This is a genomic window from Undibacterium sp. TC4M20W, assembly GCF_049340245.1.
GTDB lineage: Bacteria > Pseudomonadota > Gammaproteobacteria > Burkholderiales > Burkholderiaceae_D > Undibacterium.
The window spans coordinates 139,949-160,837 of the sequence record NZ_JBMPPI010000007.1; the positions used below are offsets into that span (position 1 = coordinate 139,949).

19 protein-coding genes are annotated in these 20,889 nt (G+C 49.4%); 11 read left to right on the forward strand and 8 right to left on the reverse strand.

Features of this window, described 5'->3' with window-relative positions; translation table 11 throughout:
* Positions 1-118: 118 nt before the first annotated feature.
* A complete protein-coding gene (locus tag ACO0LL_RS11760; RefSeq protein WP_422951053.1) occupies positions 119-3,142 on the reverse strand; it encodes an Rne/Rng family ribonuclease in 3,024 nt (1,007 codons plus the stop codon).
* Positions 3,143-3,781: 639 nt separating this feature from the next.
* Here ACO0LL_RS11760 and ACO0LL_RS11765 point away from each other — a divergent pair.
* The 7 genes from ACO0LL_RS11765 to ccoS all read left to right on the forward strand — a co-directional run bounded on the left by ACO0LL_RS11765 (position 3,782) and on the right by ccoS (position 10,113).
* The gene (locus ACO0LL_RS11765) at positions 3,782-4,789 is read left to right on the forward strand and encodes an RluA family pseudouridine synthase (protein ID WP_422951054.1); all 1,008 of its coding nucleotides are present in this window, start codon (positions 3,782-3,784) and stop codon (positions 4,787-4,789) included.
* Positions 4,790-4,898: 109 nt separating this feature from the next.
* On the forward strand, positions 4,899-5,558 hold the full coding sequence (locus ACO0LL_RS11770) for an HAD-IIIA family hydrolase (protein ID WP_422951055.1): 660 nt from the start codon (positions 4,899-4,901) through the stop codon (positions 5,556-5,558).
* Positions 5,559-5,594: 36 nt separating this feature from the next.
* Positions 5,595-5,960, forward strand: a complete 366-nt coding sequence (locus tag ACO0LL_RS11775) for a Rieske (2Fe-2S) protein (RefSeq protein WP_422951056.1) — start codon at positions 5,595-5,597, stop codon at positions 5,958-5,960.
* 14 nt (positions 5,961-5,974) lie between these two features.
* Complete coding sequence (locus ACO0LL_RS11780) at positions 5,975-6,958, forward strand: S49 family peptidase (RefSeq protein ID WP_422951057.1); 984 nt, start codon at positions 5,975-5,977, stop codon at positions 6,956-6,958.
* A gap of 481 nt (positions 6,959-7,439) precedes the next feature.
* Positions 7,440-7,682 carry a heavy metal translocating P-type ATPase metal-binding domain-containing protein gene (locus tag ACO0LL_RS11785; RefSeq protein ID WP_422951058.1) on the forward strand — a complete coding sequence of 81 codons (243 nt, stop codon included), beginning with the start codon at positions 7,440-7,442 and terminating at the stop codon, positions 7,680-7,682.
* A 4-nt stretch (positions 7,683-7,686) separates the two neighbouring features.
* Positions 7,687-9,933, forward strand: coding sequence for a heavy metal translocating P-type ATPase (locus tag ACO0LL_RS11790; RefSeq protein ID WP_422951059.1), 2,247 nt, complete (start codon positions 7,687-7,689; stop codon positions 9,931-9,933).
* A 36-nt stretch (positions 9,934-9,969) separates the two neighbouring features.
* Entirely contained in the window at positions 9,970-10,113 is a 144-nt protein-coding gene (gene ccoS / locus ACO0LL_RS11795; protein ID WP_162041624.1) for a cbb3-type cytochrome oxidase assembly protein CcoS, read from the forward strand.
* Between the two features lie 14 nt (positions 10,114-10,127).
* Here ccoS and mnmH read toward each other — a convergent pair whose 3' ends face one another.
* On the reverse strand, positions 10,128-11,210 hold the full coding sequence (mnmH, locus tag ACO0LL_RS11800; protein WP_422951060.1) for a tRNA 2-selenouridine(34) synthase MnmH: 1,083 nt from the start codon (positions 11,208-11,210) through the stop codon (positions 10,128-10,130).
* A 4-nt stretch (positions 11,211-11,214) separates the two neighbouring features.
* Positions 11,215-11,820: an arylesterase gene (locus ACO0LL_RS11805; RefSeq protein ID WP_422951106.1), complete on the reverse strand. Its 606-nt coding sequence runs from the start codon at positions 11,818-11,820 to the stop codon at positions 11,215-11,217.
* Between the two features lie 76 nt (positions 11,821-11,896).
* Between ACO0LL_RS11805 and ACO0LL_RS11810 the strand changes: the two genes are divergently transcribed.
* Positions 11,897-12,589 carry an ABC transporter ATP-binding protein gene (locus tag ACO0LL_RS11810; protein ID WP_422951061.1) on the forward strand — a complete coding sequence of 231 codons (693 nt, stop codon included), beginning with the start codon at positions 11,897-11,899 and terminating at the stop codon, positions 12,587-12,589.
* 35 nt (positions 12,590-12,624) lie between these two features.
* Here ACO0LL_RS11810 and ACO0LL_RS11815 read toward each other — a convergent pair whose 3' ends face one another.
* The 5 genes from ACO0LL_RS11815 to ACO0LL_RS11835 form a co-directional block, all read right to left on the reverse strand.
* Positions 12,625-13,410, reverse strand: a complete 786-nt coding sequence (locus ACO0LL_RS11815; RefSeq protein ID WP_422951062.1) for a UDP-2,3-diacylglucosamine diphosphatase — start codon at positions 13,408-13,410, stop codon at positions 12,625-12,627.
* Positions 13,411-13,437: 27 nt separating this feature from the next.
* Complete coding sequence (locus tag ACO0LL_RS11820; protein ID WP_422951063.1) at positions 13,438-13,926, reverse strand: peptidylprolyl isomerase; 489 nt, start codon at positions 13,924-13,926, stop codon at positions 13,438-13,440.
* Between the two features lie 35 nt (positions 13,927-13,961).
* A complete protein-coding gene (locus ACO0LL_RS11825; protein ID WP_422951064.1) occupies positions 13,962-14,624 on the reverse strand; it encodes a peptidylprolyl isomerase in 663 nt (220 codons plus the stop codon).
* Positions 14,625-14,669: 45 nt separating this feature from the next.
* Positions 14,670-15,824, reverse strand: a complete 1,155-nt coding sequence (locus tag ACO0LL_RS11830; protein ID WP_422951065.1) for a L,D-transpeptidase family protein — start codon at positions 15,822-15,824, stop codon at positions 14,670-14,672.
* Between the two features lie 113 nt (positions 15,825-15,937).
* Positions 15,938-16,972, reverse strand: coding sequence for a L,D-transpeptidase Cds6 family protein (locus ACO0LL_RS11835; protein ID WP_422951066.1), 1,035 nt, complete (start codon positions 16,970-16,972; stop codon positions 15,938-15,940).
* Between the two features lie 490 nt (positions 16,973-17,462).
* Between ACO0LL_RS11835 and ACO0LL_RS11840 the strand changes: the two genes are divergently transcribed.
* Genes ACO0LL_RS11840 through dnaQ form a run of 3 tightly spaced genes read left to right on the forward strand, consistent with a single transcriptional unit; the run spans position 17,463 to position 20,578 of the window.
* Positions 17,463-18,437 carry an acetyl-CoA carboxylase carboxyltransferase subunit alpha gene (locus ACO0LL_RS11840; protein WP_422951067.1) on the forward strand — a complete coding sequence of 325 codons (975 nt, stop codon included), beginning with the start codon at positions 17,463-17,465 and terminating at the stop codon, positions 18,435-18,437.
* Entirely contained in the window at positions 18,434-19,837 is a 1,404-nt protein-coding gene (gene tilS / locus ACO0LL_RS11845) for a tRNA lysidine(34) synthetase TilS (RefSeq protein WP_422951068.1), read from the forward strand. The genes ACO0LL_RS11840 and tilS overlap by 4 nt, the downstream gene beginning before the upstream one ends.
* Positions 19,838-19,870: 33 nt before the next feature.
* Positions 19,871-20,578, forward strand: coding sequence for a DNA polymerase III subunit epsilon (dnaQ, locus tag ACO0LL_RS11850; protein ID WP_422951069.1), 708 nt, complete (start codon positions 19,871-19,873; stop codon positions 20,576-20,578).
* The last annotated feature ends 311 nt before the right edge of the window (positions 20,579-20,889 follow it).

Here is a 20,889-nt window from a genome sequence, read left to right on the forward strand (position 1 = left end):
ATTCTGCCAGTAATTACCATTTATCGGGTGAAGCTCATAAAAAAAACCGGCGATCAAAAAGAAAGCCGGTTTTTTCTTAAACCCGTACAAAAGACTTACTACGGGTCATTTGCTCATATCATGAGTGGCGTGTTTCCACCATCACCAATGGTTCATCAGCAACAACTGGCAGTGGTTTGCGTTCGCGAGGAACACGTGCCGGTGCAACCAGTTTTTCTGCTTCTGCTTTGGCTGCTTGCAGTTTCACTGGGTCGGTGCTGGCTAACTCCAATCCAGCATCTTTCAGCATGCTATGCAAGGATTCCAAAGGCATGGTCGCATCCAGTGGTTTTGCTGCTGGCGTATTGACTACCGGTGCAGCAACTACCTGAGCTGGCGCTACTTCAACTACTGCAGCTTGAGGGATAACTTCCGCCGGAGGAGAGATTGCCTCAGGAGCTGGTGCTGGCTCAGTTGCAATGACTTCAGGTGCAGCTACCGCTACAGGAGCATCAGCTGCGCTTGCTTCTGCTGGAGCAGTCACTATAGGGGCTTCAGGAACTTCAGTAGAGGCAACAACTGCTGGTGCGCTGATGACTTCTTGTGGTGCAACAACTGCTACCAGTGTCGTAATAGCAGGTGCTGCAGGTGCCGCAGGTGCAACAGCTGTATCAACTACGGCATCAGCCACATAAACCGGCGCGCTTGTCACTGGAGTTGGCGCAGATGCTGCTGCACTCACCGTTTCAGTAAAGCTCGCAGGCTGGATGGCTTCCGCAACATGGTTGACCGAGTTGTCAGGCGCTACTGGCGTTGCAACTGCAGGAGTGACCACAGTGTTTACTGCGGCGACATCATTGTCAGTATTGGCGTCGATTGCTTCGCTGCTGTCAATTGGCAATTCGCCTTGCTCATTGACTTGCTCGTTACCATCACGGTCGCGGCGGTTACGGTTGCGGCCACCACGACGACGACGGCGACGGCGCTCTTCGCCTTGCTCGCTATTGTCGTTTTCGGCACCGGATTCCAGTGCTTCCAGTTGTGGTGCGGCAGGCATGACATCAACAGGCACTGGATCTACATGCTTGTGGATAGGTTCTTCCTTGCTGTCCTGAGCCTGGTTTTCCTTACGCTCGTCGCGTTGACGCTGTTGACGTTCGCGGCGGGTTTCCTGGGATTCACGTTCTTCACGTGGTGGCTTAGGTGCTTTGGGTGGGCGTGGATTTTCCGCTGCTACCGGTTTGGCTGCTTCCTGCTCTGGTTTTTCAGCTTTTTCTGCCTTATCTGTTTTCGCTGGACGGTCTTCGCGTTCGTCACGGTCACGGTTGCGGCGATTGCGGTTGCGCTGGCTGGTGTTATTGCCATTGCGTGGGCCGCGGGCATTGCGGTCACGTTCGGCTGATTTTTCTTCTGCTGGTTTTGGTGCTTCTACCTGAGCTGCTGGCTCAGATTTGCCGAACAGGAAGCCAAACAGTTTGCCAAAGAAGCCAGGTTCTGCCGGGGCTGCAACTGGTGCAACAACCACTGGTGCCACTTCTTTGCGTTCAACGATAGGTGCAGTTTCAGGCGTGATGCTCTTGACTACGGCTTCCTGACGTGGCTTGACGTCTTCTTTTTGACGTTTGCTATAGCCTATGTCGGTGTCAGCTTGCTCAGCCATGGCATAGCTGGCGTGGTGGTCTTCGAGGCGCGGATCATCTGTTTTCAGACGATCCAGTTTGTAATGCGGGGTTTCCAGATGCTTGTTCGGGATCAGGATGACAGTCACGCGGTGACGCGTTTCTATCTTCAGGATTTCACCACGTTTTTCATTCAGCAGGAAAGCGGCAACATCGACAGGTACCTGGACGTGGATCGCTGCTGAATTTTCCTTCATGGCCTCTTCCTGAATAATGCGCAGGACTTGCAGGGCAGAAGATTCGGTATCACGGATATGGCCAGTGCCGTTGCAACGTGGGCAAGTCACATGGCTGCCTTCGGACAGCGAAGGGCGCAGGCGCTGACGTGACAATTCCATCAGGCCAAAGCGGGAAATCTTGCCCATTTGTACACGTGCGCGGTCATAGCGCAGGGCATCTTTGAGGCGGGTTTCAACTTCGCGCTGGTTCTTGGCGTTTTCCATGTCGATAAAATCGATCACGATCAAACCACCCAAGTCACGCAAACGCAATTGACGGGCTACTTCTTCAGCTGCTTCCAGATTGGTATTGAAAGCGGTTGTCTCGATATCGCCACCACGGGTGGAGCGGGCCGAGTTGACGTCCACAGATACCAGGGCTTCAGTGTGATCGATAACGATCGCGCCGCCGGATGGCAGTGGTACGGTACGGGAATACGCAGTTTCGATCTGGTGTTCGATCTGGAAACGTGAGAACAGCGGGACATCATCGCTATAACGTTTAACGCGATGCACCATGTCTGGCATCACGTGGCTCATGAACTGCTGAGCTTGTTCGTAGATTTCATCGGTATCGATGAGGATTTCACCAATGTCAGGCTGGAAATAATCGCGGATGGCGCGGATGACCAGGGAAGATTCTTGATAAATCAGGAAAGCGCCAGGAGAAGATTTGCCAGCACCTTCAATCGCACGCCAGAGTTGCATCAGGTAATTCAAATCCCATTGCAATTCATCGACATTGCGGCCTATGCCTGCAGTACGGGCAATCACAGACATGCCGCCTGGCAAGTCCAGTTTGTCCATGGTTTCGCGCAATTCCTGGCGATCTTCACCTTCAACGCGGCGGGAAACACCACCACCACGCGGGTTGTTAGGCATCAACACCAGATAGCGGCCTGCAAGGGAAATGAACGAGGTCAGGGCTGCGCCCTTGTTGCCACGTTCTTCTTTTTCAACCTGGACCATGATTTCCTGGCCTTCGCGCAGCGCTTCTTTAATGGAGGCATTGCGTACGTCTACACCTTCTTTGAAATAGGTGCGGGCAACTTCTTTGAAGGGGAGGAAACCGTGACGTTCTTCGCCGTAGTTGACGAAACAGGCTTCAAGGGAAGGCTCGATACGAGTGATCACGCCTTTGTAGATATTGGACTTGCGCAGTTCGCGACCGGCAGTCTCGATATCAATGTCAATCAGCTTTTGCCCATTGACAATGGCAACGCGCAACTCTTCTTGCTGCGTCGCGTTGAACAGCATACGTTTCATGTTTTTACTCCGTGACCTGGTGGTCATCTTGTGTTGCCATCCATTGAAGGGGCAACTGTACTGATACGGGATGTACGCGGGAACGGAGTGTTTGAGGGGGAGGGAAATGCCTGAAGCAAAACAGGGCGGAGTCTATATGGCCATGAAAATCCAAATAGAACTGATGATATGGCAATACGGCCATCTGTTTTGCGTTGGGCGCGGACAGTCAGGGTAAATCAAGTTCGAGTGCACATGTCCCCCGCGTTGACTGACTTGCTTATTGATTGAACAAGCAAGTACAACGCCAGGCGATGCGCAACTTTGGTGCCAGACCATCTTATTGTGTTGTGTCTGGCGGAATCGACCCTATTACCTCAACCATCAACCGGCAAGCTCACAGGTTCATATTTAAACCCGCGCCTCTTGCCAGACTAATATCCTTACAATTCAAACTCTCTGATCCAACTTCATTTGTCTATGCCCGATAACAACAATTGGCTGCTACCTTGACCTGCAAATGACGCTGCATACACATCTTTTCCATCAAATTTGCAAACAGGCGAGGCTTATGGACATGCCCCTGTGTAAAATAGGCGTTTATTCCTCTTACACTGCTAAAGCACAAAATGCTGAAGCGAAAATGATTATATATTCAAAATGAAGGACTTAGCGACAATTAATAGGGGAGCACATCAAATTCAGATGGAAAAGACTCCCCCTCAGCAGCCTTCGGCCTCCCAACCCAAAGTTCAGATGCTCACGATCTCGGAAGAAGAGGCGGGACAGCGCATCGATAATTTCTTGCTGCGCATTTGTAAAGGCGTGCCAAAAAGCCATGTTTACCGGGTTTTGCGCTCTGGCGAGGTGCGTGTCAACAAGGGGCGCATAGACCAGTTGTACCGTCTGGTGGAGGGTGATGTTGTGCGTATCCCGCCAATCCGCATGGCAGAACCCACAGAACAGACCGCACCCAAGCAAGAATTTCCCATCCTGTTTGAAGATAATCATTTATTGATAATTAACAAACCGGCTGGCGTGGCAGTGCATGGTGGCTCAGGCATCAGTTATGGCGTCATTGAACAATTGCGTGCTTCCAGGCCAGATGCCAAGTTCCTGGAACTGGTGCACAGGCTGGACAGGGAAACCTCAGGAATACTCTTGCTGGCAAAAAAACGCAGCGCATTAACAAATTTACACGAACAAATGCGTGATGGTGTTACGGACAAGCGTTATCTGACCCTGGTGCATGGCGACTGGAAGAATGCCCGCCAGCATGTCAAACTGGCTTTGCATAAATACACAACGGCGGAAGGTGAGCGCCGTGTGCGGGTGCAGGCTGATGGTATGGCATCGCATACGGTATTTACTTTGCAGAAAAAATATCGTGATTTCGCCTTGCTTGAAGCCGAACTCAAAACCGGGCGTACCCACCAAATCCGCGTTCATCTGTCGGCCAGTGGTTTTGCTATTGCTGGCGATGACAAATATGGCGATTTTTCTTTAAACCGTGCTTTGCTAAAGCCAGGCGAGGGGCGTGGCGCACTGAAACGCATGTTCCTGCATGCGCACCAGATCAGCTTTGTTCATCCAGAAACGGGCAAGACCGTGACGGTGAATGCAGGCTTGCCAAAAGAATGTGAAGATTTCCTGAAAAGCCTAGCTTAGTGGTTTAGTGGTCTGGTCAGGAAAAGTCTTAATGCTTTAGTAATGGTATGATACCGTTATTGATGAGAAACATGTCGCGCATGCTCATGCTTGCGCGTTTATTGAATATATGGCAAAAAAGCAATTCGATTTAATTGTATTTGACTGGGACGGCACTTTGATGGACAGCACTGCTGCCATCGTCAAGTGTATACAGTCCGCAGCGAAAGACCTTGGCTTGCCAGTTCCTAAAGAAGATATAGCTTCTTATGTTATCGGCCTGGCCTTGCCCGAAGCAATACAGGTGGCCATGCCTGGCATAGACCCCAAACTCTATCCCAAGGTGGTTGACCGTTTCCGTCATCACTTCCTGACCAGGGACCATGAGTTGCCTCTGTTTAAAGGTGTCAGGGAAATGTTGGCTGAACTGGCACAAGAGGGTTACTTTTTGGCGGTGGCTACAGGCGCGAGCCGGGTTGGCCTGAGCCGCGCCTTGCATACTGCCAAGCTGACCTCAGTGTTTGATGCGACCCGTTGTTCCGACGAGACATTTTCCAAGCCGCATCCTGCCATGTTGCAAGAATTGACGCGTGAACTGGGCCAGGATATGCGCCGCACTGTCATGATAGGTGACACCACCCACGACTTGCAGATGGCCAATAATGCTGGCGCTGCAGCGATTGCGGTTGAGTATGGCGCACATGATGTATTGGCCCTGCAAAACATGCAGCCTCTGTTTTCTGCAAAAGATGTGGCGCAGTTGCATGAATGGCTGCGTGAAAATGCCTGATCACATTGGTAGATAAGCAGTAAAGAAGAGATAAAGATGAAGTCAATTTCTGTATGTAAGTCAGATGAGTTGATAGAAGGTGGCAAGGGCGTGCGCTTTCCGGTCACTGCCGGCAGTGATGACGCTGTTGGCTTTGTGATTCGCTATGATGGCGCAGTCCATGGCTATCTGAACCGCTGCGCCCATGTGCCGGTGGAACTGGACTGGAACCCGGGCGAATTTCTGGAATCCAGCGGTCTTTACATCATGTGCGCCACCCATGGTGCGATTTACCAGCCAGATACCGGCTATTGCACCGGCGGCCCTTGTCGCGGTGGTCGTCTGCGAAAAATTAATGTCAGTGAAGAAGACGGGCAGATTTACTGGCATCCCGATGATTATATACAAGCTGTCATTGCCTGATTTCTGGAAAAAACATGGACGAGCAATTATCAAATTCGCCAGTAGCGGAAAGCGAAAAAAAAGAAGCGGGCTGGGAGCGTCAGTTGCTGGAGAAGCTGGCGACAGATTCATTACGTGAACAGCGCCTGCGCCGACGCTGGAGTATTTTTTTCAGGTTCGCATTTCTGTCGGTAGTCATATTCGCGTTTTACTATTTCAGCGATTATGCAACAGGTGAAATGGAAAACCTCGGACATCACACCGCGCTGATAGAAATAGACGGCACCATAGAGTCTGAAGGCTCGGGCAGCGCGCATACCGTGATACCTGCGTTGAACCGGGCCTTTGCTGATCCTGGCTCTGTGGCAGTGGTTATTCGCATCAATAGCCCCGGCGGCAGCCCAGTGCAGGCTGGCATGATCAATGATGAAATGGGCAGATTGCGCAAAGAATATCCAGAGAAAAAACTGTATGTCGTAGTGGATGAAATTTGCGCATCTGGTGGCTATTACATTGCCGTTGCAGCCGATAAAATTTTCGTCAATAAGGCCAGTGTGGTTGGTTCTATTGGTGTACTCATGGATGGTTTTGGTTTCACCGGCCTGATGGATAAACTGGGTGTAGAGCGCCGTCTCATGACCGCAGGTGAAAACAAGGGTTTCATGGACCCATTTTCACCGCAGACAGAAAAACAAAAAGCATTTTCCCAAGCCATGCTCAATGAAATCCACCAGCAATTCATTGATACCGTGCGTGCGGGCCGTGGTCAGCGCCTGAAAGAAACGCCGGAAATGTTTTCTGGCCTGTTCTGGATAGGCAGCAAAGCCGTGCAAATGGGCCTGGCAGACGATTTTGGCTCTGTGGATTCTGTCGCACGCGATGTCGTCAAGGTAGAAAATATCGTTGATTACACCCAAAAAGAAGGTTTGCCTGAGCGTGTTTTAAAGAAATTTGGTGCTTCTATAGGTGCCAGTGCGGCAACTACCTTATTAAAGGGAAATACTCCTAGCATGCGCTAAATTTGCTATTTAGTTTGGTTGATTTTGTTAATCTGGTTGGCTGCATACATAGTTATTTTTTTCTTTCACTCGTTATTGAGTTGGCATATATTAGGGGCGTAACTGGTTCAAAAGAAGGAGGTCGATATACAAAATATTTTTTGTATCCAAGGCGGAATGAATTTGAGCTCCGGTGTCTTGTGTGCCGGTTATTAATGAAGTGGATAGACCTACAATTTGTGAAGCACCCATCCGTTTTTTACGGACCTGAGGTTTCTAAGAACCCTCGCCAAGTTAGCGGCATTAGCTATAGTAGTAGTCAAACAGCATCCATGAAGTAAAAGAAACGGTAGTGCAACGCTACCGTTTTTTTATGTCTGTTTTCCTTTCTCTTACTTGATTTGAATCAAGTGTCTTAATTTTCTCTCCTGTAGTATCAAAGTGTTTTCATTAAGGCGTTTTCATTCTTCGTTTTGTCCTTTTCCTGGTTTGAACATTCACCATGGCATTTGTATTTTCATCGCTATTTGAGACCTTGCTATTCACTTTCAAAGATGGTGAAAAGACAGACTGTTTTCATTGCGGTCAAAAAATGCGCAAAAGCAATGCATTGACAGCCCATTTTGATGGTCGCACGCAGTCAGTGTGTTGCCATGGCTGTCTCGCGGTGTTGCGTACAGTGGAGCACAATAATCTGGTGGATGAGTATATGAAGAGTAAAACCAGTCAGGCGCTGGTCGGTTGATGCCATGGTAAATACAGACGACGGGATACCAGACTTTCATGGTACTGCTCCGCAGCAACAATTTGTCAGTGAGAAATTAAACCTCTCTGGCATGCGCTGTGCTGCCTGCGTGCAATTGATAGAATTTCGCATCAGGCAACTGGCAGGGGTCGCATCTTTTAAAATCAATCCTGCAAGCCATCGTGCCGATATTTCCTGGGACAGCAATTTGCTGACGCTAAAACGCATCCTCGCTGCCATCAGCGATCTTGGATACGGTGCCTTACCTGCCAGTCAGTCTCCAGATGAACTGGAGCAAAAAGAAAACAAGCGCGCCCTGTGGCGCTTGTTTATCGCCGGTTTTGCCATGATGCAGGTAATGATGTATGCATTTCCAGCCTACATGGTGCCCGTGCCTCAGATTGACGGTGACTTGACGCCAGATGTCGATAAACTGCTGAAGCTGGCCAGCATGATCATTGCAGTACCCGTCATAGCATTCTCTGCCTTGCCTTTCTTTTCTTCTGCCTGGCGCGATTTGAAAAATCGCCATATAGGTATGGACGTGCCAGTTTCCTTGGGGATACTGCTGACTTTCTTCGCCAGTATCTGGGCAACTTTTCATGGTGGTGCCGTCTATTTTGATTCGGTCATCATGTTTGTTTTTCTTCTGTTGGGTGCACGCCTGATCGAGTCAAAAGTACAGAAACGCACTACCGCGGCATTGCGAATTTTGACGCAATTGTCGCCATCAATGGCACAACGATTTCTGACCTATCCACAGCAGGCTCTTGAGGCTGTTGATGTGTCTGCCTTGCAGGCAGGTGATTATTTGATGGTCGCTGCTGGCGAACATATTCCTGCAGATGGCGTGGTGATCAGCGGTGACAGCAGTTGTGATGAAGCCTTGATGACGGGTGAGTCTTTGCCAGTCACTAAAACCACGGGCAGCCATGTGCTGGCGGGTTCAGTGAATATTCACGGTGCTCTGGTGATGCAGGCAAAAGAGGTGGGTGGAGCGACGCAATTGTCAGCACTGATAGGTATGATGGAATCTGCATCGCTGGAAAAACCGCCACTGGTTTTGCTGGCTGACAAACATGCCAGCCGCTTTTTGATCATCATCCTTTTGCTGGCTTTTGTCAGCGGCATAGTTTGGTGGCAGATAGATGCTGGACGTGCCTTGTGGATAGCCATCAGTATCATCGTCGTGACTTGCCCATGCGCCTTGAGCCTCGCAACGCCCGGTGTCATGTCGGCTGCCATCGGTATTCTGGCAAAAAATGGTGTATTGATGGCGAAATCAAAAGCCATACAAGCCATGGCGAATGCCACACATATCGTCTTTGATAAAACTGGTACATTGACCATGGGCAAATTGCAGGTCATGGAAATGCTAAATACAAATGAAGAGGGCGGGAGCGTCGCAATTGCGATGGCATTGTCCTGCAAGTCTGCGCATCCGGTAGCCCGGGCGATAGCTGACTACCTTGCGCAAAATGCCGTGCCTCAGGATATTGTTGACCTGGTCAAAGTCAGGGAAGTCCCCGGTGGTGGCATAGAAGCTGAATTTGAAAATGAAGTGTATCGCCTCGGTAGTGTGGAGTTTGCCAGTGGCGTACATGATCATGATAGCTGTGTTCCAGAGTGCTTTACCGGACGCACGCTGAGCGTGCTGGCGAGCAGGCGAGGTAATCTCATCTGGTTTGCGCTCGATGACATGTTGCGTGACGACGCGGCGGAAGCGATCAGGAACCTGAAAGGCAAGGGCAAGAAAATCCTGCTCCTGTCTGGTGATAGGAAAGATGTCGTCAATAAAATTGCTGAGCAATGTGATATTCAGGAAGCGTACTCAGGGCTCAGTCCTTCGGGTAAATATGAGATAGTGCAAAAACTCCAGGCCGATGGTGCCACCGTAATCATGGTTGGTGATGGCATGAATGATGGGCCTGTGCTGGCGCTGGCAGACGTGTCGGTGGCGATGGGGCAGGGCGCACCCATTTCCCAATCACGCAGTGACGTATTGTTGATGTCGAACCGCTTGCTGGACCTGGATTTTGGCATGACGGTGGCTGCCAAGGCTTATAGGCTGATACGTGAAAATCTCGCCTGGGCTGTGTTTTATAATCTGCTGGCGATACCTGCTGCCATGTGCGGCTGGCTTGAACCCTGGCATGCGGCACTGGGTATGTCGTTGAGCTCGCTGATCGTTGTGTTAAATGCTCTGCGTTTGTATTTATTACCGCAACCCGTCTATCTGATGCAGGACTGATGTAGGACTGATTAAAAAAGGCTGACGCAGGAAATTATGGATATTCTCTATTTGCTGATACCCTTGAGTCTGGTGCTGGTATTCGCCATAGGCGCGGTATTCTGGTGGGCGGTCAATCACCGCCAATTCGATGGCCTGGAAGATGAAGGACAAAGAATCGTCGATGATGTTGATGGCTGAACCAGCGGCTGTGCTTAAACGCCATTCATGCCTGGATTCGCCAGAGGCAATATATGGTGTGCAGATTCAAGAAAATCTGATTCGTTTATATCGTTTTGAACTATTCGCCTTGCGTTAGCATATCCTGCAAAGTTCCTTGCAATTGACTTGCTATAGGCAGGGTCATAATGTTGTTCCAGCAGTTCTTTAACCAGCTCGGTGAGTTTGCCGCATTCTGCCATTTGTCTCCAGCGGGAAATTTTTTCCTTGCCGTGCAAAGGAGTCAGAAAGTCCAGTTGTTGCCCCAGGCTTTCTGAATTGCGTATGAAGTGCGCATATTCTTCTACCAATAGCCCTACACGTTTTTCCATGGGCAGGCAAAGTTGCACGCAGGACGAGGCGCGCATGGCATGCATGAGGCTGTCCGGCACCCTCAGTTTGCCGATTTTCTTGCTTTCTGCTTCAACGAAAATCATTTTTTGCTGATCAAATCGCTGTAGCTGCTCAAAAATCAGGCTCTCGAATTGTTTCTGTGAAGCTTGCGTACGTCCGGGAATATCACCCAATACTGAGCCGCGATGATTCGCCAGTTGTTCCAGATCCAGAACTTGCGCACCCAGTCCGGCGAGGGTGTGCAGACAGCGGCTTTTACCGCTACCGGTTGGGCCGCATAGAACCTGCCATTTGAGCTCCGCTGGCTTTGTACTGATGCTTTGATTAACAAACTGCCGGTAGGCTTTGTAGCCACCATTCAGTTGCGTTACTGGCCAGCCTATTTTTGCAAAGATATGTGCCATGGCACCACTGCGGTTGCCGCCGCGCCAGCAATAAATCAATGGTTTCCAGTCGCGGGGTTTGTCCTGGAACAGGTTTTCTATATGCAGGCCTATGTTTTTTGCCACCAAGGCCGCTCCGAGGCGCTTGGCTTCAAATGAGCCTACTTGCTTGTACATGGTGCCAACAACGATGCGCTCTTCATTGTTGAGTACCGGGCAATTGATGGCGCCAGCAATATGATCTTCGGCAAACTCAGCCGGGCTACGGACGTCGATAATAGTGTCAAACTCTGACCTTTGCTGGAATACCTCTGGAAAATCCAGTAGTTCAGGATATTTCATGGCGTTATTTGCCGAGCAGTGGCAGCAAATGCGGCCAGACATTATTGAGTATGGCCGGATGCGCTTCTGCAATCGGGTGAATACGGTCAGACTGGAACAGGTTTTCTTTTTCTGCTATGCCTTCCAGCAGAAACGGGACTAGTGCAATCTTGTTGGCTTTCGCGAGTTTTCCATACATGGAAAAGAAGCGCTCAGAATAATCAGGCCCGTAATTGGGTGGTATCCTCATTCCTGCCAACAAAACTTTACTATGCTGCGCCTTCACCATGTCTATCATGGCCTTGAAATTATCTTCAGAGGCCTTAAGTGATAGACCACGCAGGGCGTCATTGCCACCAAGTTCTATAATGACGACATCTGGATGATGCTTTTCCAGCAGAGTGCCTAACCTGGCTTTGCCGCCACTGGTGGTGTCACCACTGATGCTGGCGTTGATGACTGTGGCAGGTATTTTTTTTTGCTGCAATCCTTGTTCCAGCAGTGTTACCCAGCCTTTGCCGCGTGCCAGGCCATATTCGGCTGATAAACTGTCGCCGAGCACGAGTATGGTTTTTGATGCAGAATAAGCAGGTAATGTAGTGAATGTGAATACAGCAAAGACGGCAAACATCACAAACATCAGGGCTTGTTTTGATAGCCTGCTGACGTGACCTGACAATTGAGAAAATAGCATACGCAAAGACCTTATGGAATCAAACAAAGCGGCAATAGAAGTAAAGCACCTGAGCAAGCGTGTAGCAGACGCCACGGGCGAACTCAGTATCCTGAATGGTATAGATTTTACCGCGCAAGGCGGGCAGACGCTTGCAATTGTTGGTGCTTCTGGTTCCGGTAAATCGACCTTGCTGGGCATCCTGGCTGGCCTGGATACGCCAACGGAAGGCAAAGTCTTGCTTGATGGCGTGGATATTTTTGATTTGACCGAGGATGGCAGGGCACAATTTCGCAAGGAAAACCTTGGTTTTGTATTCCAGTCCTTTCAGTTATTGATGCACCTGAATGCTCTTGAAAATGTCATGCTGCCACTGGAATTGCGTGGTGATAAGCAGGCACCTGCTAAGGCAGAAAAAATGCTGGAGCATGTCGGGCTGGGTTCCCGGCTCAGGCATTATCCCAAGTTTTTATCCGGCGGCGAACAACAACGGGTGGCACTGGCGCGCGCTTTTGTGACCGAGCCACCTTTGCTGTTTGCTGATGAACCGACTGGCAGTCTGGACGCTGCCACTGGTGAAGCGATTATCAACCTGATGTTTACGTTGAACCGTGAGCGTGGTTCTACCCTCGTGCTGGTCACGCATGATCTGTCGATTGCAGCACGATGTGGCAGGGTGCTGACCATCAGTGCTGGTCATTTGCGCTCGGACACTTTAAATGCCTGAAGGCTTAGGATTTATCTAAGCATTTATGTAAGAATTTATTTCAGGGTTCCATCCCAGTTATAAGTCTTGATACCGCCATCGCTGTAAGCCGCGAGCCAGCCGCCTCGCTTATCCTGATCTTCACAATCCCAGTCCGGCAATACATATCGGGTTTTTTCACCGCTACTATGTATGGCTGGCCTGTGGGTGTGGCCATGTATCATGGTGCTGGTGCCCGTTTGCTGGAACAGTGCTGCGATGGCATCTGCATTCACATCCATGATGGCGACAGATTTCTGTTTTTGTTCCATCTTGCTTTCGGTGCGCAAGCCTTCAATGATTTTTTTGCGCTGATCAAGCGGCATGGCCAGGAAAGTCTTTTGCCACTCCACTTGCCTGACTTGCGCACGGAATTTCATGTAAGCGTGGTCATCTGTGCACTGCGCATCGCCATGCGCGATCACCACTTTTTTCCCGGCTAAATCGATAACAGTGGGGTCTTCCAATAACACTGCTCCAGTCGCTGCAGAAAAATCGCGGCCTATCAAAAAGTCACGGTTACCTGCTATCCAGTACAGTTGCACACCCTGATCATGGACTTTGCGCAGGGCATGAACTATGGATGCATTATAGGGATCGTCGATATTGTCGTCGCCCACCCAATATTCAAACAAGTCACCCAGCAAATACAGGGCCTTGGCCTGCACCGCCTGTTTATCGAGAAAGCTCAGGAACGCCACCGTGGTGAGGGGCAGGGCAGGATTTAAGTGTGTGTCAGAAACAAAAAGCGCAACCAGTTCAGGTTGCGCTTTTGACTGATTCGCGTTGTGGTCTGCGATCATGAAGTAGGGTAGTGGGAGCGTATGCGATTAAACGATCTGTGTTTTTTCGATCACGACGTTTTCTACCGGTACGTCCTGGAACATGCCAGTGCGTGTAGTTTTAACGCCTTTGATTTTATCAACAATATCCGTGCCTTCGACGACTTTGCCAAATACGCAGTAACCCCAGCCGTCCTGACCTGGATAGTCAAGGAAGCTGTTATTTGCCGTGTTGATGAAGAACTGGGCAGAAGCAGAATGCGGGTCGCCAGTACGTGCCATGGCCAATGCATAACGCTCGTTTTTCAAGCCATTCTTGGCTTCATTTTCGATAGGCGCATTGGTGGATTTTTGGTTCATGCCTGGCTCAAAACCGCCGCCTTGTATCATGAAGCCATCAATCACGCGATGGAAAATCGTACCGTTGTAGTGACCAGATTCAACATAGGCCAGGAAATTGGCAACAGTTTTTGGAGCTTTTTCTTCGTTCAGTTCAATCTTGATGTCACCGAAGTTGGTGGTCAGAATAACGGCCATGATAGTCCTTCATTTTAAAAAGTTTAGTGATTTGTTTATTTTAACAAGGTAGCGGATTGGATGATAACTGGTTTGTTTGGTACATTTTGCATCATTTTAGCCTCACCAGTTTCTACCACTTTAATTTTTTCTACGACTTCCATGCCCTTGATGACTTTGCCAAAGGGGGTATAGCCAGCAGTCATTGCCAATGCGCGGGCGCGCCTTTCACTGACGGGATTGCCACGGTACTGGAATTCGACCGGATCACCTTCAGGCAAGACCTGGTGATTCAGGAAGTCATTGTCTTTGACATTGATAAAAAACTGCGCGCTGGCAGAATTAGGGTCTTGCGTACGGGCCATGGCAACGACACCTAGGTCGTTTTTCAAGCCATGTTCCAGTGCTTCCCGTGCTTCCAGCGGTACAGGTTTATTTGTCGGTTTTTCCTTCATGTCCTTGTCGTAACCGCCACCCTGTATCATGAAATTATCAATGACACGATGAAAGATCGTTCCTTTGTAATGCCCGCTTTTGACATACTTGAGAAAATTATCCACTGTTTTTGGGGCTGCTTCCGGGTAGAGCTCAATGACGATTTCACCCATATTGGTCTTCAGGGAAACTTTAGGTTGCCCTTCAGCAAAACTGAAAGCACTTGCCATCATCAGGCAGGTGCCCAGTAATACGCTATGTAGTCCGGATTTTGAAATTTTCATATTCAGCATACGTTATTGGTTGATGAATTAAGGGTACACAAAGGTTTAGACAGTGGTTTCGTAAATTATGCGCCATCTGGCTGCTTCTTTCAGCCAGTACTGGCGCTTACGAATGGCCGCTTTGCTTTTCCCATTGCTGGTTTCCTGGGTAAAGGTGCTGACTATCAGCTCGTCTTTGCCTGGGTAGCGGAAATGGGTCACATCTTTTAACTTAATAGCAGGATTATGCCAGTTATCCCAGCTTTGCTGCTGTTTGGGAAACCAGGTATTCAAATTGTCGCCCTGGGTAGTTTTAAAGTTGCGTGAATAGTTTGTCAGAATGCGGTTGGCATTCTGGCTTTGCATGTCCAGGCGCCAGTCATCCAGCAATTTTTCGGCAAAGTTTCTGTCCAGTATCCATTTATTGCGACTGACGAATTCCACTTGCTCACTGATGATGACGGGCGTTTTTCCTATATCGACCATGGACGATATTTTTAAAAAGTCCGGATTCGTCAAAACTACGCAGCCATCTGATGCCAGCGGGGGACGGCTGAAGCTCTCTGGTGGCATGCCATGCAACCAGATGCCTGAGCCATTGCGGCCATTGAACTTGTCCCATTCATTTGGATAATTCAAAGGCAGGGCGCCAGGACCATAAAAGCTTGGCAATTTGGTGCCAGCCAGGCGGCTGGTAATGTAATACACGCCTATAGGTGTTTTTTGATCACCTTCTTTGAGCTTGTTGATGCCAAATTTTCCCTGGCTGATGTAGAAGTCATTGATCAGACGGGGCTGCCCTGCCGCATTCTCATACACATATAAGCGCGATTTTTTCGCATCGACGACGATGGCCTGTTTCTGGTCATCCCGTAATTGCAGTATGGCCTTAGGTATCAGGTCAGGGGCCGGGCGCTCACGGTAGGAGCGTATGCGCGCCGCTGCCTCATCCCTCAAGTCTTTCAGTTTATCTGGCTGTGTCAGTGCACCGACACCAAAACTGCGTACCGGGCGGGTGTGCATCAGCAGCAGGTCGCCCTGTATCAGGTGCGCCAACTGGAAGTGCGGGTAGGCTTCTACCAGCGCATCAATCTTGGTTTGCGCCTGCTGCAGATTATTTGCCGCCAGGTTTTTGTAAACCTCGATTAACAGGGCATCTGGATCAGGGGCATTTGGATTAATCTCGGCCGGAGCAACTTTATTGGGGCGTGACTTGGCCATGACTTGCAGCGGCGTAACCAGGTACGCCAGGCATGTCAGTGCAAGAACAGCAAAAATGCGTGATTTTCCGGCTGTGTTTGTGGCCGGAGCATCAGAATTGACAGCGAAAAACATTAGCTACCCGCACGCTCCTGTTTGATCTGCCATTTGCCATCTTGCTTCACCATGTGCAAGGTTTTGCGGCTATTGGCAGTCAGCTGGTCAGACGTATATATCTGGCGGAACTTGACCGTCGCAGTGTTGCCATCGACATCAATTTTGGCAGATTCAATTTTGACATTGATGCGGCCTTTGCCTTCTATCCTGTTGCGACGTTCGTCAGCCCAGGCTTTGTAGGATTCACCTTTTGGTGTCTGAAAGTCTTTTGCGTAATGCCCCAGATAGGCATTGGTGTCCTTGCTGCTCCAGGCCTTGGCCCAGTTTTCTACCGCTTTGAGCACATCGTCTTCTGACTTGTCGCCAGAAGCAGTGACCGCAGGTACCGGTTTGGATTTTGGTTCTGGCTTGGCTGTTTCTGCTTCGGGTTTTGCAGCCGCGACTGTGGCAGCGCTGGCCTTGGTCGGGGGCGCTGTGCCCGCAGCAGCCTGGGATGCCATGGCAGTTTTAGGATTAGTGCCACCAGTAGTATTGCCCACCAGATTTTTGACCAGGGTCAGTTTTAACTTGGCAGTATTATTGCTGGCATCAAGCTGCAAGGCCTTGTCATAGGCCTGGCTCGCCAGTTTTGCATATACATCACCGAGGTTTTCGTGAGCCGTGCCATAAGTTGGATTGGTCCTGATGGCCATTTCCAGGGCCGCACGGGCCTTGTCATACTGGCCTGACGAGGCATACAGGACGGCCAGGTTGTTGTAAGGCTCGGGCAATTCCGGGTAATCGTCAGTCAGCTTCGAGAAAACGGTGATGGCTTCAGCGGATTTGTTCTGTTCTGTCAGTATCAATCCCTTCAGAAAACGCATCTGCGCATCCTTGGGGCGTTGCGCCAGGGCGGCCTCGACTTTTTGCAAGGCTTCGCTTACCTGACCAGATCTGAGCAATTTGCCAACGTCGGCAGCATCATCTGCCCTGACGTGAGCGGACATCAACAGCAATGACAGGCTAGATAACGTAAGAACTGAGGTAACAACATTCTTTAAAATGTGGCGCATGGTGTTCGGTCTTGGATTTATAGGAGTTTGGCAGAACATGTAAGCTGCAATGGTATACTGACTATTAAGCAAAGCGTCATCTTATCAAATAAGTTGCTGACTATGGGTGTTTGACAATTACTTTGACAAGTAAGCTGCACTTTGGCTCCTGTTTATTTTTCAGTTGCAACAAATTCCATGATGTTCTGCTGCGGGGCGGTTGAATATTGCCAGTGAATTTGCTCGCTGCAGCAGATTATCAGGGATGATTTTGTCGGCCCCGACCCAGACAAAAAGTGCTGAACACTGGACAGCGAGACCATTTTTGATATCTAATCTGCTCCGTCAGGACAATATGTCCAATATGCAGGCTTATGAATTTTGCAAAAAAATCATCTAAATGGTTCTTTTGTACGCTTGGCAAAGCGACACTTTATTCAATTAAACATTGCGTCCGCGCCAGAATGAAATTGGATTTTTTTATCAACTCGTGTGATGTTAAGGAGGCACGATGACTAAAACGACATTTTTAAATTTTGAACAATCAATTGCAGAGCTGGAAACAAAAATAGAAGAACTGCGTTTTGTTCAGGATGATTCAGCAGTCGATATTTCTGAAGAAATAGACAGGCTGTCGAAGAAAAGCCAGATGTTGACGAAGGATATTTACGCCAAGTTGACCCCATGGCAAGTGTCGCAAATTTCCCGTCATCCCCAGCGTCCATATACCATGGACTACGTGAATCAGATGTTTACCGATTTCCATGAGTTGCATGGTGACCGCAGTTTCTCTGATGATCAGTCCATTGTTGGTGGTCTGGCACGATTTAATGGTCAGGCCTGCATGGTCATGGGCCACCAAAAAGGTCGCGATACCAAAGAACGTGCCCTGCGTAATTTTGGTATGCCCAAGCCAGAAGGCTACCGCAAGGCCATGCGTCTGATGAAACTGGCTGAAAAATTCGATATTCCCGTATTTACCTTTGTCGATACCACGGGTGCCTGGCCCGGTATAGACGCTGAAGAGCGCGGTCAGTCGGAAGCCATCGGTCACAATCTGTATGTCATGGCAGAATTGAAAGTGCCCCTGATCACTACCATTATTGGTGAAGGTGGTTCTGGCGGTGCATTGGCGCTGGCGGTTGGCGATGCTGTGCTGATGTTGCAATACGCGACTTATTCCGTGATTTCCCCAGAAGGTTGTGCTTCCATCCTGTGGAAGACATCTGACCGTGCATCTGATGCGGCCGAGGCACTAGGCTTGACAGCCCACAGACTGAAAGCCATGGGTTTGATCGACAAGATCATCAATGAGCCCCTGGGTGGTGCCCACAGGGATCCAAAACAGATGTGTGCTCTGGTTAAACGTGCTTTGGCAGATACCTTGCGTCAATTCCAGGGTGTTAAAACCAAAGACTTGCTGGCTGCCCGCCATGAGAAATTAATGAGCTATGGCAAGTTTAAGGAAACGAAACTTGCTGAATGAGGCCAGATCAACATTGCTCCAGTCTTGAGCAAACATTCTCAAAAAAACTCGATGCCATTATTGCTGATTCCTTTGCTGACCTCTGCGCAGGAAAATTGCAAAATGGCCTCGCAGTAGGCTATAGCGGCGGTCTGGATTCAACGGTCTTGCTTGACCTGGCAATCAATTACTGCCGCCGCGCCAAAATCTCACTGCATGCTTTTCACGTACATCACGGCCTGAGTCCAAATGCGGATGCCTGGCTTGATCATTGCCGGGCTGTATGCGTTACAGGCGAAGTCAGTTTTCATGCCGAACGTATCCAGGTGTCCCGCGACAGCGGTGATGGTGTCGAGGCGTCTGCCCGTAAGGGGCGCTATGAAGCTTTGGGGCGAATGGCGAAAGATACTGGCATTCCCTTGATTCTGGCAGCCCATCATCAGGATGACCAGGCAGAAACCCTGTTATTGCAATTGCTGCGTGGTAGCGGAGTGGCCGGGATGTCAGGCATGGATGTTTGTCATCGTGCACCTAATCTGTTTGGTCACGACCAAGTCATGCTGGGGCGGCCATTGTTGTCTGAAAAGCGGGCAACGCTGGAAGTCTATGCAAGTCAGCGGGGCCTGAGCTATATAGAAGATGAGTCAAATGCTGACCAGCGCTATCTGCGTAATGCCATACGTCATAGCGTCATGCCGGTACTTGATACCCTGTCACCGGGTTACTCGGAGCGTATAGCCCGTTCGGCTACGCATTTCCAGGCTGCACAAGATTTGATGCTTGAAGTCGCTCAGCAGGATTTTGCCAGTTGCTCAGTTGATACAGGGCTGGGTATTGCCGCCATGCGTGAGTTAAGTCCTGCCCGCAGGGATAATTTGTTTCGTTACTGGTTTTCAAGGGCGGGCTTACGCATGCCTACGACTTCACGCCTGAAGGAAATGCAAAGCCAGCTATTTGAGGGGCGTGAAGACGCGCGTATTACGGTGCACCACGATACTGTCGCCATACATCGCTATAAAAACATCGTCTATCTGTCTGCGCAAAATGCCGGAATGGCTGAGCAAGAGCAGTTGCGGGAGTTCGTCTGGGAAAGTCAGGATCATATTCACTTCCCAGAGTTTGCTGGCAGCCTGTATTTTGATACGGCTGAGCATGGGCTGGATGCCTCCTGGTTAAAGCAGCAGCCGCTGACCATGCATTTGCGCAGGGGAGGGGAACGCCTCAAGCTGGCAGTAAACCGGCCTACCCGTGATATGAAGAGTCATTATCAGTCCTTGCAGATACCTTTCTGGCAACGGGAGCGCTTACCTTATGTCTCTATTGGCAAAGATTTATTATTTGCCGCCGGAGTCGGGATGCAGAGCCGGTTTTGCCAGAGTGAGCTGGCTGCCGGCATCTCCCTGCGCTGGGTTTTTGATTAAATTAAGTGTTGTAGCTTTATAGGAATAGTGAACATGCGTAGGCAATTGGTCCTTGATACCGAAACCACGGGTTTGAATGCGCGCAATGGCGACCGCATCATTGAAATTGGTTGCGTAGAATTAATTAACCGCAAGCTGACGGGTAATAATTTTCATCGTTACATCAACCCAGAGCGTGACTCTGAAGAGGGTGCGTTGGCAGTCCACGGACTGACAACCGAGTTTTTAAGTGACAAGCCCAAGTTTGCCCAGGTCGCGGAAGAGTTTTGCGAATATATCAAAGATGCAGAAATCATTATTCATAACGCACCTTTTGACGTGGGCTTTTTGAATGCCGAACTAGCACGTCTGAACTTGCCGGTATTGACCGAATATTGCCCTAGCGTCATTGATACCCTGGTACAGGCAAAAGAATTGCATCCAGGGAAGCGTAATTCGCTGGATGCCCTTTGTACCCGTTATGAAATTTCCAACTCCCACCGCAAACTGCATGGCGCTTTGCTGGATGCTGAATTGCTGGCAGATGTTTTCCTGGCAATGTCGCGTGGGCAGAACAGTTTTGAAATTGATATCGAAGAAGACGACACCCCAAAAGTGCAAGAAGTCGTGGCCTTTGATGCGCCCGTTGGAGAGATCGCAGTCTTAATGGCGACGGAAGAGGAAATGGGCGAGCATGAGACATTACTGACGGGGTTGGATAAGCAAATCAAAGATAAGTGCATCTGGCATACGACTGTGTAGGAAATATACTGAGGCAATTTTGTTTCATATTGTTTTAAATGTAATAAATGTGAAAAGTAGTAGCTTAAAAAGCCACATAAAGGCATCAAAAAGGATCACCTGTTGCAAACAGGTGATTTTTTTTTGATTTTTTTTGAGTCCAACCCTAAAGATTTCACAATTTGTTGCCGTTAGAGGGGTATGAAAATAATTCGAAAATATTTTTAAATTTTCCCTAAAGTTTTCTAAAGTGCTGCCGTTAATAATTATAAGACGATGCAGTAAAAGATCGAATTTTGCGCAAGTCTTTGTTTTCATTGATGTTTTTTGAA

What these genes read in the sequence shown, in the direction of transcription:
- ACO0LL_RS11835 (WP_422951066.1), bottom strand. Translation starts at nt 16,972, where the DNA reads ATGCGCCACATTTTAAAGAATGTTGTTACCTCAGTTCTTACGTTATCT.
- ACO0LL_RS11840 (WP_422951067.1), top strand. Translation starts at nt 17,463, where the DNA reads ATGACTAAAACGACATTTTTAAATTTTGAACAATCAATTGCAGAGCTG.
- ACO0LL_RS11785 (WP_422951058.1), top strand. Translation starts at nt 7,440, where the DNA reads ATGGCATTTGTATTTTCATCGCTATTTGAGACCTTGCTATTCACTTTC.
- ACO0LL_RS11820 (WP_422951063.1), bottom strand. Translation starts at nt 13,926, where the DNA reads ATGGCCGTTATTCTGACCACCAACTTCGGTGACATCAAGATTGAACTG.
- ACO0LL_RS11805 (WP_422951106.1), bottom strand. Translation starts at nt 11,820, where the DNA reads ATGTTTGCCGTCTTTGCTGTATTCACATTCACTACATTACCTGCTTAT.
- dnaQ (WP_422951069.1), top strand. Translation starts at nt 19,871, where the DNA reads ATGCGTAGGCAATTGGTCCTTGATACCGAAACCACGGGTTTGAATGCG.
- ccoS (WP_162041624.1), top strand. Translation starts at nt 9,970, where the DNA reads ATGGATATTCTCTATTTGCTGATACCCTTGAGTCTGGTGCTGGTATTC.
- mnmH (WP_422951060.1), bottom strand. Translation starts at nt 11,210, where the DNA reads ATGAAATATCCTGAACTACTGGATTTTCCAGAGGTATTCCAGCAAAGG.
- tilS (WP_422951068.1), top strand. Translation starts at nt 18,434, where the DNA reads ATGAGGCCAGATCAACATTGCTCCAGTCTTGAGCAAACATTCTCAAAA.
- ACO0LL_RS11830 (WP_422951065.1), bottom strand. Translation starts at nt 15,824, where the DNA reads ATGGCCAAGTCACGCCCCAATAAAGTTGCTCCGGCCGAGATTAATCCA.
- ACO0LL_RS11770 (WP_422951055.1), top strand. Translation starts at nt 4,899, where the DNA reads ATGGCAAAAAAGCAATTCGATTTAATTGTATTTGACTGGGACGGCACT.
- ACO0LL_RS11780 (WP_422951057.1), top strand. Translation starts at nt 5,975, where the DNA reads ATGGACGAGCAATTATCAAATTCGCCAGTAGCGGAAAGCGAAAAAAAA.
- ACO0LL_RS11765 (WP_422951054.1), top strand. Translation starts at nt 3,782, where the DNA reads ATGAAGGACTTAGCGACAATTAATAGGGGAGCACATCAAATTCAGATG.
- ACO0LL_RS11775 (WP_422951056.1), top strand. Translation starts at nt 5,595, where the DNA reads ATGAAGTCAATTTCTGTATGTAAGTCAGATGAGTTGATAGAAGGTGGC.
- ACO0LL_RS11760 (WP_422951053.1), bottom strand. Translation starts at nt 3,142, where the DNA reads ATGAAACGTATGCTGTTCAACGCGACGCAGCAAGAAGAGTTGCGCGTT.
- ACO0LL_RS11825 (WP_422951064.1), bottom strand. Translation starts at nt 14,624, where the DNA reads ATGAAAATTTCAAAATCCGGACTACATAGCGTATTACTGGGCACCTGC.
- ACO0LL_RS11790 (WP_422951059.1), top strand. Translation starts at nt 7,687, where the DNA reads ATGGTAAATACAGACGACGGGATACCAGACTTTCATGGTACTGCTCCG.
- ACO0LL_RS11815 (WP_422951062.1), bottom strand. Translation starts at nt 13,410, where the DNA reads ATGATCGCAGACCACAACGCGAATCAGTCAAAAGCGCAACCTGAACTG.
- ACO0LL_RS11810 (WP_422951061.1), top strand. Translation starts at nt 11,897, where the DNA reads ATGGAATCAAACAAAGCGGCAATAGAAGTAAAGCACCTGAGCAAGCGT.